Below are 15474 nucleotides of genomic sequence, written 5' to 3'. Positions count from 1 at the left end.
ATGGTACTGCAGGGGGGACCCTGTGGGAGAGTAGGACGCCGCCGAACAATTATTCAAGGCCGCGGCCCCAGCGACTCGCTGGGGCCGCGGCCTTTTTGTGTTTTGCGAACGTGAAGAAGATCGGCAAAAGCGGGACTTCCGCCCAGACGCGGAGGGTCCCGGCATGTCGGACAATGGAGAAGGTACGCGGGCCAGCAGGCCGGCGTCGAAGCCGCGTGGCGGTGGTGGAGTCGTATGCTCCGCCCGCGGTGTAGCTGAAGCAGCAGAAGGAGTCACCACGATGTCGAACCAGCCCCAGGACCGTCCCGAGCGTCGATCGGACGACGGCCGAGGCTACGAGCCCCGGTCCCGCGGGGGCTGGTCCAACGACCGTGGCGGCGACCGCGGTGGCTTCCGCCGCGATGACCGCCCCTCCGGCGGCTACCGTCGCGACGACCGTGACGACCGTCCGCGTCGTGACGACCGTCCGTCGGGCGGCGGGTACGGCCGCGACCGCGACGACCGCGGTGGCGACCGTGGCGGCTTCCGCCGTGACGACCGCCCCACCGGCGGGTACAACCGCGACCGCGGCGACCGTCCGTCGGGCGGTTTCAACCGTGACGACCGTGGCGGCGAGCGCGGTGGTTTCCGTCGCGATGACCGTCCGTCGGGTGGCGGTTTCAACCGCGACCGTGGCGACCGTCCGGCCGGCGGTGGCTTCCGCCGTGACGACCGCCCCTCGGGTGGTTTCAACCGTGACGACCGTGGTGGCGACCGTGGCGGTTTCCGTCGTGACGACCGTCCGTCGGGTGGCGGTTTCAACCGCGACCGTGGTGACCGTCCGGCCGGCGGTGGCTTCCGCCGTGACGACCGCCCCTCCGGCGGCGGTTTCCGCCGTGACGACCGCCCCTCCGGTGGCGGCTTCCGCCGCGATGACCGCCCGTCCGGTGGTTTCCGTCGGGACGACCGTGACGACCGTCCGCGTCGTGACGACCGCCCCTCCGGCGGTTTCAACCGCGATGACCGTGGCGGCGACCGTGGCGGTTTCCGTCGCGATGACCGTCCGTCGGGTGGCGGTTTCAACCGCGACCGTGGTGACCGTCCGGCCGGCGGTGGCTTCCGCCGTGACGACCGCCCCTCGGGTGGCTTCAACCGTGACGACCGCGGTGGCGACCGCGGTGGCTTCCGTCGTGACGACCGCCCGAGCGGTTTCCGTCGTGACGACCGTGACGACCGTCCGCGTCGTGACGACCGTCCGTCGGGTGGCGGTTTCAACCGCGACCGTGGTGACCGTCCGGCCGGCGGTGGCTTCCGCCGCGATGACCGCCCCTCGGGTGGCTTCAACCGTGACGACCGCGGCGGCGACCGTGGCGGCTTCCGCCGTGACGACCGCCCGTCCGGCGGCTTCAACCGCGATGACCGCGGCGGCGACCGCGGTGGTTTCCGCCGTGACGACCGCCCGAGTGGTTTCCGTCGTGACGACCGTGACGACCGTCCGCGTCGTGACGACCGTCCGTCGGGTGGCGGTTTCAACCGCGACCGTGGCGACCGTCCGGCCGGCGGTGGCTTCCGCCGTGACGACCGCCCCTCCGGTGGCTTCAACCGCGATGACCGCGGTGGCGACCGTGGCGGCTTCCGCCGCGACGACCGTGGTGGCGACCGCGGCGGCTTCCGCCGTGACGACCGCCCGTCGGGTGGCGGCTACCGCCGTGACCGGGACGAGCGCGGCGGCGACCGCCGGGAGTACGACGACCGCCGGGGCAACTACGAGCCCGTCAAGCGTCTGCCGATCCCGGAGGACGTCACCGGCTACGAGCTGGACGCGGACGTGCGCCAGGAGCTCAAGAGCCTGCCCAAGACCCTCGCGGACGACGTCGCCCGCAACCTGGTGATGGTGGCCCGCCTGCTCGACGGCGAGGCGGAGGAGGCCTACCAGTACTCGCGCATCGCGCTCCGTCTGGCCTCCCGCGTGGCGGCCGTCCGTGAGGCGGCCGGTTTCGCCTCGTACATGACGCAGCGCTACTCCGAGGCGCTGACCGAGTTCCGCGCCGCCCGTCGGATGACCGGCCGGGCGGACCTGTGGCCCGTGATGGCCGACTGCGAGCGCGGTCTGGGCCGTCCGGAGCGGGCGCTGGCGATGGCCGGCGAGCCCGAGGTGAAGCAGCTGGACAAGGCCGGCCAGGTCGAGATGCGCCTGGTGGCGGCCGGTGCCCGCGCCGACATGGAGCAGTTCGACGCCGCCGTGGTGACGCTGCAGAGCCCGGAGCTTGCCTCCAACTCCGTTCAGCCGTGGACCGCGCGCCTGCGGTACGCCTACGCCGAGGCCCTGATCGCGGCCGGCCGGGCCGACGAGGCCCGTGACTGGTTCGCCAAGGCCGCCGAGGCCGACACCGACGGCACCACCAACGCCTCGGAGCGGCTGGCCGAGATCGACGGCGTGGAGTTCACCGACACGCTCGACCCGGAGCTGGCCGAGGACGAGGCCGAGTCGACGGACGCCCCGGTGCAGAAGAAGCGCGGTGGCGGCGACCACTCCGAGGACCGCGTGATCTTCGAGGACGAGGAGGACGTCGAGGAGTTCTACGACGAGGACGACCTCGAGATCGACGACGACTTCGACGGCGTCGTCCCCGAGCGCGCCCAGCAGGCCGAGGCCGCCGAGGCCGAGGAGTCGAAGGCCGCCAAGGCCGACGCCGACGCCGACAAGAGCTGAGCAGCTCCCAGGCAAACGCCGTGAGGCCCTGCCGTTCCCCGGGAAACTCCGGGAACGGCAGGGCCTCACGGCGTTCCGGCCCGTGTTCGGTCCGGCCGAGGTGTCAGCCCCGGGCGGTGTCAGCCCAGCGCGAGGTTGCGCAGCACCAGCCCGGTGGCCGGCTTCGGCCCGAAGGAGGTGGACTTGCGCGGCATGGTGACGCCCTGCTCGGCCAGCCGTCGTACCACGGACTCCCGGACCGGGTGCAGCAGGACGGCGGTGCCGCCGGTGCGCGCGGCCTCCTGTTCGGCGGCCACGGCGGTGTGCAGGTAGCCGATGTCGTCCGGGCCGTCGGGGACGTGCCAGGTGCGGTCCAGCAGGGTGGCGTGCAGGACGGTGGCGTCCAGGTGGCGCCACTCCTCGGGCCGGCCGTGCGGCACGGTGGCGTCGAGCAGGGACTCCTCGGGCTCGCCGAGCAGCCAGTAGACGCCGTCGCCGCCGGTCAGGACGAAGCCGTTGCCGCCGTGCCGCTTCTGCTCGGCGAGGGCCTGGAGCGCGGCGGACAGCGGCCCGGGGACCTCCTTGACCTTCCACTGGTCGCCGAGCCGCTCCAGCGCCTCGGCCACCGGCAGCCGGTACAGCACGCGATGGATGGCACGGACCCGCAGCGGGTAGCGGGCGGTGTCCACCAGGAGCACCATGCCGCGGTCCCAGGGGCTGCGCGGCAGGTGGCGGTGCTCGCGCTGGAGGCGGAGGTACATCTCCCAGCGGTGGTGGCCGTCGGCGATCAGCGCCCGGCAGGTGGCCAGGTCGCGGCTGATCTCGGCGATCTCGGCCGGGGCGGTGACCGCCCACAGGCGGTGGTGGGTGCCGTCGCTGGTGGCGGTGGAGAGCAGCGGCTCGCGTTCGACCGTCCGCTCGATCACGCCGGAGGCGCCGCCGCCGCCCCGGTAGGTGAGCAGCAGCGGTTCCAGGTTGGCCCGGGTGGTGCGCATCAGGCCGACCCGGTCGGCGACCGGCCGGGGCATCACGTCCTCGTGCGGGAGCACCACGCCGCCCTCGCGGCCGCTCACCGCGAGGGCGCCGATCAGGCCGCGCTGGAGCAGCTCGGGGGAGTCGGCGGTGGCCGGGAGCCGCTGCTCGTAGACGTAGATCGCGGGCTCGGGGTCGGCGGCCAGGACGCCCTCGCGCTGCCAGGCGGCCAGCAGCCGGGCGGCGTGCCGGTAGCGGGTGTCGCGGTCGGGGCGGTCGCCGGCGTCCTCGGGCTCGGGCCTGGGCAGGATCAGCCGGACCACGTTGTGCGGGTCGGCGGTCTCCAGGTCGAGCCGGCGGCCCGGGTCCACGACGTCGTACGGCGGGGACGTCACGGCGGCCAGGGTGCCGACCCGGTCGGGGACGTAGCGCAGGCCGCGGAAGGGGGACAGGGACAGGCCGGCGGTGGCGACGTGCCCGGGATCGCCGGGGCCGCCCTCGGGAGTCTCGACTCCGTCTTCTGCACTGGGTGTGCTCATTCTGGGCATCGTAACCGGGTACGCGTTGTTGAGAGATCGGAATACCCGTGCCGATCTGTGGGGCGGGTGTGCGACCGAGGGCGAGGTACGGCATGGACGACGGGCAGGAACGGGTGGACGGCGGCGGCCCGGCCGAGTCGGGCGGGCCGGTCGGTGCCACCCGCGGGGACGCTCCGGCCGACGGCGTGCCGGGCCGCGTGCCGGGCGACGGTTCGACGGCCGGTGCGGTGCCGGTCGGTTCGGAGGGCGGCTCGGAGGCGGGTACGGAGACCGGCGGGGTGCCGCGGCAGAGCCGCTCCGGGGAGCCCACCGGGGACGTCTACGACTGGTTCCGCCGGGGCGCCCAGCTGCTGGCGCAGGGGCATCCGGCGGCCGCCGAGCAGCTGCTCGCCCGGGCGGTGGCGGCCGAGCCGCACTCGCGCAGCATCCGGGAGGCGCTGGCGCGGGCCCAGTTCGACGCGGGCTCGTACGCGGCGGCGCTGGCGAACTTCCGTGCCGTGGCGCTCGCGGATCCGGCGGACGACTACGCTCAGTTCGGATGGGGCGTCTCGGCGGCCCGGCTGGGCGACTTCGAGACCTCCGCCGAGCACCTGGCGCTGGCCGTGGCGATGCGGCCGGAGTCCGACCACTACCGGCAGGCGTTGCGGCAGACCAGGGCGACCCTGGCGGCCCGCGCCGGGGCGTACGGCCCGCTGCTGCCGGGAGCCCCCGGGTACGTGGAGCCCCCGGCGGGCGCCGAGGGCCCGGCCGGCGGAACGGCGGGCACCGCCGGTGCCGACGGCGGCGCCTGACCGGTGGGCGCCGCGACCCGGCCGGACGCGGTACGAGGCGCCGGGCCGGAGGCCGTACCGGACGCCCTGACACCCTGACGCACGAGGACGTGCGACACGGACGACGCAGTGAACGACGACGCAGTGAATGAGGTAGCGCAGCCATGACCGAGACGGCCACCCCCGTGCGACGGACCGCCCCCGGAGGCAGCGAGCGGCCGCTGACCGACGCGTACGACACCGCGCTGCTCGACCTGGACGGCGTGGTCTACGCCGGCGCGCACGCGATCGAGCACGCGGTGGACGCCCTGGACGCGGCCCGGACGGCCGGAATGCGGCTCGCGTACGTGACCAACAACGCCTCCCGCCCGCCGCGGGTGGTCGCCGAGCACCTGACCGAGCTGGGCGTCCCGGCCGAGCCGGCCGACGTGATCAACTCGGCCCAGGCCGCCGCCCGGCTGGTCGCCGAGAAGGTGCCGGCCGGCTCGAAGGTGCTGGTGGTGGGCGGTCTCGGGCTGGAGGAGGCGCTGGCCGAGCTGGGGCTGGTCGCGGTCCGCTCGCTGGCCGACGGGCCGCTCGCGGTGGTCCAGGGCTTCGACCCCTCGGTGGGGTGGACGGACCTCGCGGAGGCCGCGTACGCGGTGCAGAGCGGCCTGCCCTGGGTGGCGTCCAACCTGGACCTGACGGTGCCGAGGGCCCGCGGCATCGCGCCCGGCAACGGCACCCTGGTGGCGGCCGTGCGGGCGGCGACCGGGGTGGAGCCGGAGGTGGCGGGCAAGCCGCTGCCGCCGATGCACCGGGAGACCGTGCTGCGCACCGGCGCGGAGCGGCCGCTGGTGGTCGGGGACCGGCTGGACACCGACATCGAGGGCGCGTTCAACGGCGGGGTGGACAGCCTGCTGGTGTTCACCGGCGTGACCACCCCGGAGCTGCTGCTGGCGGCCCCGGTCGAGCACCGGCCGACCTACCTGGCGGCGGACCTGCGCGGACTGCTCGTCCCGCACCCGGCGGTGACGCCGGTGGACGGCGGCTTCGGGTGCGGCGGCTGGGTCGCGGGCGTCGAGGCCGGGGTGCTGCGGCTGTCCGGGGCCGGGGACCGCTGGGACGGCCTGCGGGCGCTGTGCGCGGCCGCGTGGACGGTGCTGGACGCGGGCGGCGCGCCGGTGGACGGCCGGAAGGCGCTGGCCGACCTGGGGTTCTGAGGACGGCCCGGCGGTCGGCGGGTACGGCGGCCGGGGTCAGAGCAGGGTGCGCAGCCGCAGCAGGTCGCGGAAGCCCGCCTCCAGCCTGACCCGGCCGCTCGCCCATGCGGAGGCGAAGTTGAGCCGCCCGCCGACCAGCGCGACCAGGTCGTCGCTGCTCATGGTGAGCCGGATCTCCGCCTTCCCGGCCGGGGCGCCGGGGGCCACCACCACGTCCTGGATCCGGCCGTCGCGCAGCCGCCCGGTGAAGGTCAGGTCGAGGTCGGTGATCCGGCAGCTGAGCGAGCGGTCGAGGGCCGCGGCCTTGCGGACGTCGCCGGTGGACTTCGTCATGTTCCGGCTGAGCTGCTCCAGCGCCTCCCGGCACTCCTCGGCGTTCGCCACGGGCCGGCTCCCTCCCCCGGTCGCTACGGTGCTGACTGCGGGCCACGGTACCTCAGGCGGGTTTTGGCGGTAGCGTCGTCGGTGGGGTGCCCGGAACGGCGCCCGGGTACTGAGGGCGACGGAGCGACGCCCAGAGGCGATTGGGAGGCACCCGGATGCTGCCGAGGACGGTTCGGGGAGTGGTGGAGACCGCCGCCGGCGTGGTCGAGGAGGTCGGCAAGCTGGTCGTCGGGACGGCGAGCTCGATCCTGGAGAAGGCCGGGGTCGACGTCGCCAGGGTCGAGCGCAGGCTGGGCGGCCAGTTCCCGCCGTCGGTGGAGACCCTGCAGACCCTCGCCGGGGAGGCGGTCACCGCCGGGCGGGCCGGGGTGGACCTGGCCGTCGGCGTGGCGCGCAACGAGGCGGAGAAGGTCTTCGAGAGGGTCGGCGACCAGGTGACCAAGGTCGGCGTGGTGCTGGCGTACCTGGAGACCAAGCTGCGCGAGGTCGAGGAGGAGGCGCCGGCGGCCGCGGCCGGGCCGGGGGCGTACGGGGCCGAGGAGCCGGTGCCGGCGCCGCGGGCCGGCGACCTCTTCGGGCGCGGGTGGGAGGCCGAGGAGGAGCGGTCGGCCGCCCGGACGGTGGGTGAGCCGATAGTCGCCGAGCGGGTGGAGGTGGACGAGCCGGTCGAGGTCGACCCGCCGGTCCCGCCCGTTTCGTCCGTCCCGCGGGTGTCCGCGGTCGCCCCGGCCCCGCGGGAGGAGCCCGCGGCGGAGGAGAGCACCGCCGGGAAGAGCTCTGCCGGGAAGGCCGCCGCCGAGAAGAGCACGGCGAAGAAGCCCACCGAGGTGAAGAAGGCCACCCCGGCGAAGAAGACGTCGGCCAAGACGACGCAGGCCGGGAAGGCCGCCGCGAAGCGGACGACGACCGTCAAGAAGTCCGCCACCCCCCGGCAGGCCGAGGCCGGAACCGAGCCCGGGACGCCCGCGAAGCGTGCGGCGACCAGGAAGACCACCGTCCGCAAGGCCACCAGCACGAAGAAGCCCGGCGACCCGAAGAAGTCCGACGACGCGAAGAAGCCCGATGCCCGAGACGAGTGAACCGCCCCGGTCCGTCCGGCACGCCGGGCCGCCAGCACCGCTCGACGCGGTGCTCCCCGCCGAGCCGCTCGGCGTCGAGCTGCTCCCCACCGGCCACCCCGGGGTGGACGCCGGACTGGCCCGGCTGGAGGCCCTGGACGGGGTCCCCGCCGAGGCACACGTCGCGGTGTACGAAGATGTTCACCAGCGGCTCGTCGACACACTGGCCGCGCTCGACCAGGAATGACCCGCAGGATCCGTAGGAGCTGAAACACCAGTGGCAGTGGCACGACGTCGACTCGACGCGGAATTGGTCCGCCGCAAGCTGGCCCGATCGCGTGAGCACGCGTCCGAGCTGATCGCCGCCGGCCGGGTGACGGTCGGCGGCGCCACCGCGACCAAGCCGGCCACCCAGGTGGAGACCTCGGCGGCGGTCGTGGTGGCGAAGGACGAGAACGACCCCGACTACGTCTCGCGCGGCGGCCACAAGCTCGCCGGCGCGTTCGCGGCCTTCGTGCCGCAGGGCCTGGTCGTCGAGGGCCGCCGGGCGCTGGACGCGGGCGCGTCCACCGGCGGGTTCACCGACGTGCTGCTGCGGGCCGGGGCCGCGCACGTGCTGGCGGTGGACGTCGGCTACGGGCAGCTCGCCTGGTCGCTGCAGAGCGACGAGCGGGTCACCGTGATGGACCGCACCAATGTGCGCGAGCTGACGCCGGAGCTGATCGGCGGCACCCGGGTCGACCTGGTGGTGGGCGACCTGTCGTTCATCTCGCTCGGCCTGGTGCTCCCGGCCCTCGCCTCCTGCGCGGCCGAGGACGCGGACCTGGTGCTGATGGTCAAGCCCCAGTTCGAGATCGGCAAGGAGCGGCTGGGCAGCGGCGGGGTGGTGCGCAGCCCGCAGCTGCGCGCCGAGATGGTGCGCCAGGTCGCGGGGCAGGCGTGGGAGCTCGGGCTGGGCGTGCGCGCGGTCACCGCGAGCCCCCTGCCGGGGCCGTCCGGCAACGTCGAGTACTTCCTCTGGCTGCGCCGTGACGCTCCGCGGCTGGACCCCGCGGACGCGGACCGGGCCGTGGCGGAGGGGCCCCGGTAGGGTGCCTTGCGAGCGTCCGGCCCGTCATGTCGTATGGCGCGGCCGCCCCGGGACCAAGGGCGACCCGGCAGGCGTTAGGGAGAGGGCAGCGGCATGAGCGATGAAGAACGTACGGTCTTCCTGATCGCGCACACCGGCCGGGAGACGGCGCTGCGCAGCGTCGAGGCCCTGGTGCACGGGCTGCTGAAGGTGGGGCTCCGGATCAGACTGCTGGAAGCCGAGGCGGTGGACCTGGACCTGCCGGAGGGCGTCGAGAAGGTCACCGAGGGCCCCGGGGCGGCGGACGGCTGCGAGCTGATCCTGGTGGCCGGCGGGGACGGGACGCTGCTGCGCGGGGCGGAGCTGGCGCGCTCCCACGGGCTGCCGATGCTCGGGATCAACCTGGGCCGGGTGGGCTTCCTCGCCGAGGCCGAGCGGGACGACCTGGCCGTGGTCGTCGAGCGGGTGGTCGACGCCGACTACGAGGTCGAGGAGCGGATGACGATCGACGTCATCGTCCGCACCAACGGCGACGTGGTGCACGAGGACTGGGCGCTGAACGAGGCCTCGATCGAGAAGGCGTCCCGGGAGCGGATGCTGGAGGTGGTGACCGAGGTGGACGGCCGTCCGGTCTCCAACTTCGGCTGCGACGGCGTGGTGTGCGCGACGCCGACCGGGTCCACCGCGTACGCGTTCTCCGGCGGCGGGCCGGTGGTGTGGCCGGAGGTGGAGGCGCTGCTGATGGTGCCGATCTCCGCGCACGCGCTGTTCGCCCGCCCGCTGGTGACCTCGCCGGAGTCGGTGCTGGCGGTCGAGGTGCAGCCCAAGACCCCGCACGGGGTGCTCTGGTGCGACGGGCGGCGTTCGGTCGAACTGCCCGCCGGGGCGCGGGTGGAGGTCCGCCGGGGCCGGACGCCGGTGCGGCTGGCCAGACTGCACCGGGCGCCGTTCACCGACCGGCTGGTGGCCAAGTTCGCGCTGCCGGTGACGGGTTGGCGCGGCCGGGCCGACCACCAGTAGCCGCGGTCGGCCGCGGCACGGCCGACCGCGGCCCGTACAGACGCGGTTCGTCCGGCCGCGGCCCGCGCGAACGCGCCAAAGTTCCCGCGCGCCAAGGGACTTGCCCCGCCGCGCGGCCGTCAGACCGCCAGCGGCTGGGACTCGTCCGCCGGTTCGAGGCGTCCGCCGGCCGCTGCCTGGGCGGCCAGGTCGGCGAGGCGTTCGACGGCGGCGGGGACGGTCGCGGCGGGCACGGTGACCGGGAGGCGGATGTGGTGCTCGAAGGCGCCGTCCGAACCGAAGCGGTTGCCGGAGGCGATCCGCACCCCGCTGCGCTCCCCGGCCCGGGCCAGCGCCGCGCCGGACAGGCCGTCGGTGGAGACCCACAGTGAGAGCCCGCCCGACGGCATGGTGAAGCTCCACCCGGGCAGCCGTTCGGGCAGGGCGGCGGCGAAGGCCCGCGCGGTGGCCCGCAGCCGGGTCAGCTGATGCTCCCGCACGTCGGGCAGCGGATCGCCCAGCAGCTCGGCGGCGATCAGCTGGTCCAGCACCGGGGTGCCGACGTCGCTGTAGACCCGCTCGGTGGCCAGCCGGCGTACCAGCGCGGGCGCGGCCCGGACCCAGCCGATCCGCAGGCCGCCCCAGAGCAGCTTGCCCGCCGAGCCGACGGTGACCACCTGGGCGGCGCGGTCCAGGGCCGCCGTCGGGCGCGGCAGCGGCGTGGACGGCGGTACGCCCCAGCCGAGTTCGGCGGTGGTCTCGTCGGCCAGCACGATGCTCCCGGCGGCCCTGGCGGCGGCCAGCAGTTCGCGGCGCTGCTCCTCGTCGATCAGCGCGCCGGTCGGGTTGTGGAAGTCCGGGATCACGTACGCGACCCGGGGGCCGGCCCCGCGCAGCACCCGCCGCCACTCGTCGAGGTCCCAGGTGGGCCGCGGCGTCCAGGTGTACGGCACCGGGACCAGGCGGGCGCCGGCCAGCCGCAGCGCCTGGAGGGTGTGGGCGTAGCTGGGCGCCTCGACGGCGACCCGGTCGCCGCGGCCGACCAGCGCCCGCTGGAGCAGGTGCAGGCCGCCCATCGCGCCGGTGGTGATCAGGATCTGGTCGGGGGTGGTGGGCAGTCCGCGCTCGGTGAAGCGGCGGGCGACGGCCTCGCGCAGCACCGGGACGCCGGTGGGGTAGTGGCCATGCCCGGCGGCGTAGTACGGCAGCTGTTCGACGGCCCGGGCGGCGGCCTGGCCGACCCAGGGCTGGGGGGCGGGCGGGGCGGCGACGCCGAGGTCGAGGATGCGGCCCTGCTCGTCCGGCGGGACGGGGTGCAGGGCCTCGCCGGGCGGCGGCGCGCCCTCGGGCAGGGCGGTCCAGCTGCCCGCGCCGCGCCGGCTGCGCAGGTAGCCGTCGCCGCGCAGGGTCTCGTACGCGGTGGCGACGGTGGTGCGGCTCATCGCCAGTGCGGTGGCCAGCTCGCGTTCGGCGGGCAGCCGGGCGCCGACCGGCAGCCGGCCCTCGGTGACCAGCAGCCGGATCTGTCCGGCCAGGGTGCGGTAGGCGGGGCGGCGGGCGGCGGCCGGCTCGGGGAGCCGGGCGGTGGTGAGCAGCCGCGCGAGTGCGGGCGGGGTGACGGTGGTGTGCCAGTCGACCATGGCTGAAAAGTCCACTTGCTCGGGATTGGCCCTGGAGCGGGCAGCTTTGGACTGGCCATCATGGCAGGGCGGCCATGCCGGCCGCCACCACCGGGCGCCCCGGTGGTGCAGCACCACCGCAGGAGCAGGCCTTGGCCACCACGACCACACCAGGATCAGCCACCCCCACCAGACCCGGACCGGCCGCCGGGCGGACGCTCGCCGTCCGGGTGTTCGGCGACACCCACGCCCTCGGCCGCCGGATACCGCAGCTGTTCGTCGGCCTCGCCCTGTACGGCGTGAGCATGGCGCTGATGCTCCGCGCCGGCCTCGGCCTCGACCCCTGGGACGTCCTGCACCAGGGCCTGCAGCGCACCATCGGCCTCTCGGTCGGCACCTGGGTGACGATCTGCGGCGCCCTCGTCCTGCTGCTGTGGATCCCGCTGCGCCAGCGCCCGGGCCTGGGCACCGTCGCCAACGTGCTGGTGATCGGCGCGGCCATGGACCTCACCCTGCGGGTCGTCGACGGCCCCGGCGCCCTGCCCGCCAGGATCGCGCTGACGGCCGCGGCGATCGCCCTCAACGGCCTGGCCAGCGGCCTCTACATCGGCGCCCGGCTCGGCCCCGGCCCGCGCGACGGCCTGATGACCGGCCTGCACCGGCGCACCGGCCGCTCGCTGCGGCTGATCCGCACCGGCATCGAGGTGACGGTCCTCACCGCCGGGCTGCTGCTCGGCGGCACCGCCGGGGCCGGCACCGTCGCGTACGCGCTGGCCATCGGCCCGCTGGTGCAGCTCCTGCTGCCCTGGTGCACCGTCCCGGTGCCCGCCGAGGACGCCCGGAAGGGATGAACTTCCGGGCACGGAGTTGCCGCGCGCCGTTGTCGCTCGTCGCGCGCCGGGGGCGGAACCTCGTAAGGTCGTCTCCGTGTTGGACGAGATGCGGATACGGGATCTTGGGGTCATCGACGACGCGGTGGTCGAACTCGCCCCCGGCTTCACCGCCGTGACCGGTGAGACCGGCGCCGGGAAGACCATGGTCGTGACCAGCCTCGGCCTGCTGCTGGGGGGACGCGCCGACCCGGGCCTGGTGCGCAACGGCACCGGACGCGCCGTCGTGGAGGGCCGCCTGGAGCTGCCCCCCGGCTCCCCGGCGGCGGTCCGCGCGCTCGAGGCCGGGGCCGAACTGGACGACGGCGCGTTGCTGATCAGCCGGACCGTCTCCGCCGAGGGCCGCTCCCGGGCGCACGTCGGCGGCCGGTCCGTCCCGGTCGGGCTGCTCGCCGAACTCGGCGAGGACCTGATCGCCGTGCACGGCCAGACCGACCAGCAGCGCCTGCTGCGCCCGGCCCGCCAGCGCGGCGCGCTGGACCGGTACGCGGGCGCCTCGGTGGCCGGGCCGCTGGCCCGCTACCGGGAGACCTACCGCGTCCTGCGCGAGGTCTCCGCGACCCTGGAGGAGCTGACCACCCGGGCCCGCGAGCGCGCCCAGGAGGCCGACCTGCTGCGCTTCGGCCTGGACGAGATCGCCGCCGCCGAGCCGGTGGCCGGCGAGGACGCCGAGCTGGCCGCCGAGGCCGAGCGGCTCGGCCACGCCGACGCGCTGTCCTCCGCCGCGACCCTCGCCCACGCCGCCCTGGCCGGCGACCCGGTCGACCCGGAGGCGCTGGACGCGGGCACCCTGCTCGCCCAGTCCCGCCGGGCCCTGGACGCGGTGCGCCACCACGACGAGCGGCTGGCCGCCCTGGCCGACCGCCTCAACGAGGTCGGCTACCTGCTCGCCGACGTGGCCGGCGACCTGGCCGGCTACGCGGACGACCTGGACGCCGACCCGGTGCGCCTGGCCGCCGTCGAGGACCGCCGGGCCGTCCTGGCCCAGCTGCTGCGCAAGTACGGCGGCGAGGAGAACTCGCTCGCCGAGGTGATCGCCTGGGCCGAGGCCAGCGCGGTGCGGCTCGCCGAGCTCGACGGCGACGACGACCGGATCGACGAGCTCGGCGCCCGGGAGAGCGAGCTGCGGGCCGAGCTGGCCGAGCTGGCCGCCGAGGTGTCGCAGGCCCGGTACGCCGCGGCCGGGCGGTTCGCCGACGCGGTCTCCGCCGAACTCGCCGAACTGGCCATGCCGCACGCCCGGGTGACCTTCGCGATCGGCCAGGTCGACGACCTGGCCGGGATCGAGGTCGGCGGGCGCACCGTCGCGTACGGACCGCACGGCGTGGACGAGGTCGAGGTGCTGCTCGCCCCGCACCCCGGCGCCCAGCCGCGCCCGATCGCCAAGGGCGCCTCCGGCGGTGAGCTGTCGCGCGTGATGCTCGCCGTCGAGGTGGTCTTCGCGGGCGCCGACCCCGTCCCCACCTACCTGTTCGACGAGGTGGACGCGGGCGTCGGCGGCAAGGCCGCGGTCGAGATCGGCCGCCGGCTGGCCAAGCTCGCCGAGTCCGCCCAGGTCGTGGTCGTCACCCACCTCCCGCAGGTCGCCGCGTTCGCCGACCGGCACCTGGTGGTGGAGAAGACCAACGACGGCACCGTGACCCGCAGCGGTGTCAAGGTGCTGAACGACGAGGAGCGGGTGCGCGAACTCTCCCGGATGCTGGCCGGCCTGGAGGACTCGGAACTGGGCCGCGCCCACGCCGAGGAACTGCTGGCCGCGGCCCGGGCCCCGCGCCGCCGCTAGCCGGGGCCGGCGGCCCCCCGGACGTCGGCGACGCGCCCCCGTGGCGCCGACTGTCCAAGAGGGCCGCCGACCTGGCATCGTGGCGGCTGGACACTGGCTTCCCAGCCCCGAGCGCCGCCGGGCGGGCAATCCTCGCGAAGCGGCGCGCGAACCTGATCGAGTCGGATGCGAGACGACGTGGACCATTCCGCCGCCCGGGCCACCGCGGCCGTCCCCGAACCGGGGCAGCTGCACGTGGTACTCGTCCTGGCCGCCAGCACCGGCGGCATCGGTGCGCACGTGCGCTCCCTGGCCCAGGGCCTGGTCGCACACGGGGTGAACGTCACGGTCTGCGCGCCGGCCGGCACGGACGCGCTGTTCGGCTTCTCCCGTACGGGCGCCAGGTTCCACACCGTCGACATCACCCCCACCGCGGGAGCCCGCAGCGACGCCACCGCGATCGGCGAGCTGCGCCGGGCCTTCACCGGCGCCGACGTGGTGCACGCCCACGGGCTGCGCGCCGGGCTGCTGTCCGACCTGGCGCTGCGCACCGCGGGCCGCTTCCCGGGCCTGCGCCCCGAGACCCCGCTGGTGGTCACCTCGCACCACGCGCTGCTGGCCACCGGCATGGAGCGCCGGCTGCAGCGGCTGATGGAGCGCCGGGTGGCGCGCGCCGCCGACCTGGTCCTCGGCGCCTCCTCCGACCTGGTCGCCCGGGCCCGCGAACTGGGCGCCACCGACGCCCGGCTGGGCCCGGTCGCGGCGCCGCCGATGCCCGAGGGCCTGCTCGGCCGCGCCGAGGCGCGCGCCGCGCTGCTCGGCGACGGCCCGGACCGTCCGCTGGTGCTGGCGGTCGGCCGGCTCGTCCCGCAGAAGGCCTTCGGGCTGCTGCTGGACGCCACCCGGGAGCTGTCCGCGCTGGACCCGGAGCCGCTCGTGCTGCTCGCCGGGGACGGCCCGGAGGCGGGCGCGCTGCGCGAGCGGGCGGCCGCGGAGAAGCTGCCGGTGCGGCTGCTCGGCTACCGGACGGACGTGCCCGACCTGCTGGCCGCCGCCGACGTGGTGGTGGTCCCCAGCCGCTGGGAGGCCCGCTCGCTGGTGGTGCAGGAGGCGATGCGGGCCGGCGTGCCGGTGGTCGCCACCGCCGTCGGCGGCATCCCCGAACTGGTCGGGGACGCCGCCGAGCTGGTGCCCCCCGGCGACCCGGCGGCGCTCGGCCGCGCGGTGCGCGCCCTGCTGGTCGACCCGGCCCGCCGCGAGCGGCAGGTGGCGGCCGGCCGGCAGCAGGCCGACACCTGGCCGGACGAGGCCGCCACCGTCGCCCAGGTGCTCAGCACCTACGACGAGCTGGTGCAGCGCGGCTAGGGCCTGTCTTCAAACTCCCGTCGTCCGCCCGCAGGGCGGGCGGGGCGGCGTTGGGGTGCGTGCATCGCAAGGCGGAGGAGGGAGCCACTGCGGAGCATTGGCGACCGACGACAACGCGGCGAGGTGCGTGCCCCGGCGTCGCCCCGCAGACGGGAGTTTGAAGACAGGCCCTAG

13 protein-coding genes and 1 pseudogene are annotated in these 15474 nt (G+C 75.6%); 11 read left to right on the top strand and 3 right to left on the bottom strand.

Annotated elements, in window-relative coordinates; all coding sequences use genetic code 11:
* Nucleotides 1-598: 598 nt before the first annotated feature.
* Together ACFVXH_RS40995 and ACFVXH_RS40990 are read left to right on the top strand one after the other, a co-directional pair.
* Nucleotides 599-1045 (top strand): annotated as a pseudogene (locus ACFVXH_RS40995) (RNA helicase); the annotation flags it as partial.
* A 762-nt stretch (nt 1046-1807) separates the two neighbouring features.
* Nucleotides 1808-2692 (top strand): hypothetical protein, encoded by an 885-nt coding sequence (locus ACFVXH_RS40990; RefSeq protein ID WP_375877814.1) that lies wholly within the window; start codon nt 1808-1810, stop codon nt 2690-2692.
* Nucleotides 2693-2811: 119 nt separating this feature from the next.
* Here ACFVXH_RS40990 and ACFVXH_RS40985 read toward each other — a convergent pair whose 3' ends face one another.
* Entirely contained in the window at nt 2812-4182 is a 1371-nt protein-coding gene (locus tag ACFVXH_RS40985) for a DUF1015 family protein (RefSeq protein ID WP_082345921.1), read from the bottom strand.
* 92 nt (nt 4183-4274) lie between these two features.
* Here ACFVXH_RS40985 and ACFVXH_RS40980 point away from each other — a divergent pair, with 92 nt between their 5' ends.
* Nucleotides 4275-4973, top strand: a complete 699-nt coding sequence (locus tag ACFVXH_RS40980) for a tetratricopeptide repeat protein (RefSeq protein WP_387831210.1) — start codon at nt 4275-4277, stop codon at nt 4971-4973.
* Between the two features lie 143 nt (nt 4974-5116).
* A complete protein-coding gene (locus tag ACFVXH_RS40975) occupies nt 5117-6154 on the top strand; it encodes an HAD-IIA family hydrolase (protein ID WP_049654729.1) in 1038 nt (345 codons plus the stop codon).
* Between the two features lie 36 nt (nt 6155-6190).
* Here the strand turns inward: ACFVXH_RS40975 and ACFVXH_RS40970 are convergent, their stop codons facing one another.
* Nucleotides 6191-6538, bottom strand: coding sequence for an SCP2 sterol-binding domain-containing protein (locus ACFVXH_RS40970; protein WP_049654726.1), 348 nt, complete (start codon nt 6536-6538; stop codon nt 6191-6193).
* A 179-nt stretch (nt 6539-6717) separates the two neighbouring features.
* Between ACFVXH_RS40970 and ACFVXH_RS40965 the strand changes: the two genes are divergently transcribed.
* From ACFVXH_RS40965 to ACFVXH_RS40950, 4 genes are all read left to right on the top strand, one after another.
* The gene (locus tag ACFVXH_RS40965; protein WP_387831209.1) at nt 6718-7617 is read left to right on the top strand and encodes a hypothetical protein; all 900 of its coding nucleotides are present in this window, start codon (nt 6718-6720) and stop codon (nt 7615-7617) included.
* Nucleotides 7601-7843 carry a hypothetical protein gene (locus ACFVXH_RS40960; RefSeq protein ID WP_074004682.1) on the top strand — a complete coding sequence of 81 codons (243 nt, stop codon included), beginning with the start codon at nt 7601-7603 and terminating at the stop codon, nt 7841-7843. Before ACFVXH_RS40965 ends, ACFVXH_RS40960 begins: the two co-directional genes overlap by 17 nt.
* 36 nt (nt 7844-7879) lie before the next feature.
* Nucleotides 7880-8686, top strand: coding sequence for a TlyA family RNA methyltransferase (locus ACFVXH_RS40955; RefSeq protein WP_074004683.1), 807 nt, complete (start codon nt 7880-7882; stop codon nt 8684-8686).
* Nucleotides 8687-8779: 93 nt separating this feature from the next.
* The gene (locus tag ACFVXH_RS40950; RefSeq protein WP_049654720.1) at nt 8780-9685 is read left to right on the top strand and encodes an NAD kinase; all 906 of its coding nucleotides are present in this window, start codon (nt 8780-8782) and stop codon (nt 9683-9685) included.
* Between the two features lie 119 nt (nt 9686-9804).
* Here the strand turns inward: ACFVXH_RS40950 and ACFVXH_RS40945 are convergent, their stop codons facing one another.
* Nucleotides 9805-11304, bottom strand: a complete 1500-nt coding sequence (locus ACFVXH_RS40945; RefSeq protein WP_375875572.1) for a PLP-dependent aminotransferase family protein — start codon at nt 11302-11304, stop codon at nt 9805-9807.
* Nucleotides 11305-11435: 131 nt separating this feature from the next.
* On the opposite strand from ACFVXH_RS40945, the gene ACFVXH_RS40940 reads away from it, so the two are divergent.
* The 3 genes from ACFVXH_RS40940 (at nt 11436) to ACFVXH_RS40930 (ending at nt 15300) form a co-directional block, all read left to right on the top strand.
* A complete protein-coding gene (locus ACFVXH_RS40940) occupies nt 11436-12134 on the top strand; it encodes a hypothetical protein (protein ID WP_074004685.1) in 699 nt (232 codons plus the stop codon).
* Nucleotides 12135-12222: 88 nt separating this feature from the next.
* The gene (gene recN / locus ACFVXH_RS40935) at nt 12223-13956 is read left to right on the top strand and encodes a DNA repair protein RecN (protein WP_198959457.1); all 1734 of its coding nucleotides are present in this window, start codon (nt 12223-12225) and stop codon (nt 13954-13956) included.
* A gap of 177 nt (nt 13957-14133) precedes the next feature.
* The gene (locus ACFVXH_RS40930) at nt 14134-15300 is read left to right on the top strand and encodes a glycosyltransferase family 4 protein (RefSeq protein ID WP_117492071.1); all 1167 of its coding nucleotides are present in this window, start codon (nt 14134-14136) and stop codon (nt 15298-15300) included.
* Nucleotides 15301-15474: the final 174 nt, after the last annotated feature.

It is taken from the genome of Kitasatospora sp. NPDC058184 (assembly GCF_042883725.1).
Lineage (GTDB): Bacteria > Actinomycetota > Actinomycetes > Streptomycetales > Streptomycetaceae > Kitasatospora.
The sequence above is the reverse complement of the archived record's forward strand: the minus strand, read 5'-3'. Positions and strand labels throughout refer to the sequence as shown.

What these genes read in the sequence shown, in the direction of transcription:
- ACFVXH_RS40985 (WP_082345921.1), bottom strand. Translation starts at nt 4,182, where the DNA reads ATGAGCACACCCAGTGCAGAAGACGGAGTCGAGACTCCCGAGGGCGGC.
- recN (WP_198959457.1), top strand. Translation starts at nt 12,223, where the DNA reads ATGCGGATACGGGATCTTGGGGTCATCGACGACGCGGTGGTCGAACTC.
- ACFVXH_RS40975 (WP_049654729.1), top strand. Translation starts at nt 5,117, where the DNA reads ATGACCGAGACGGCCACCCCCGTGCGACGGACCGCCCCCGGAGGCAGC.
- ACFVXH_RS40950 (WP_049654720.1), top strand. Translation starts at nt 8,780, where the DNA reads ATGAGCGATGAAGAACGTACGGTCTTCCTGATCGCGCACACCGGCCGG.
- ACFVXH_RS40945 (WP_375875572.1), bottom strand. Translation starts at nt 11,304, where the DNA reads ATGGTCGACTGGCACACCACCGTCACCCCGCCCGCACTCGCGCGGCTG.
- ACFVXH_RS40960 (WP_074004682.1), top strand. Translation starts at nt 7,601, where the DNA reads ATGCCCGAGACGAGTGAACCGCCCCGGTCCGTCCGGCACGCCGGGCCG.
- ACFVXH_RS40980 (WP_387831210.1), top strand. Translation starts at nt 4,275, where the DNA reads ATGGACGACGGGCAGGAACGGGTGGACGGCGGCGGCCCGGCCGAGTCG.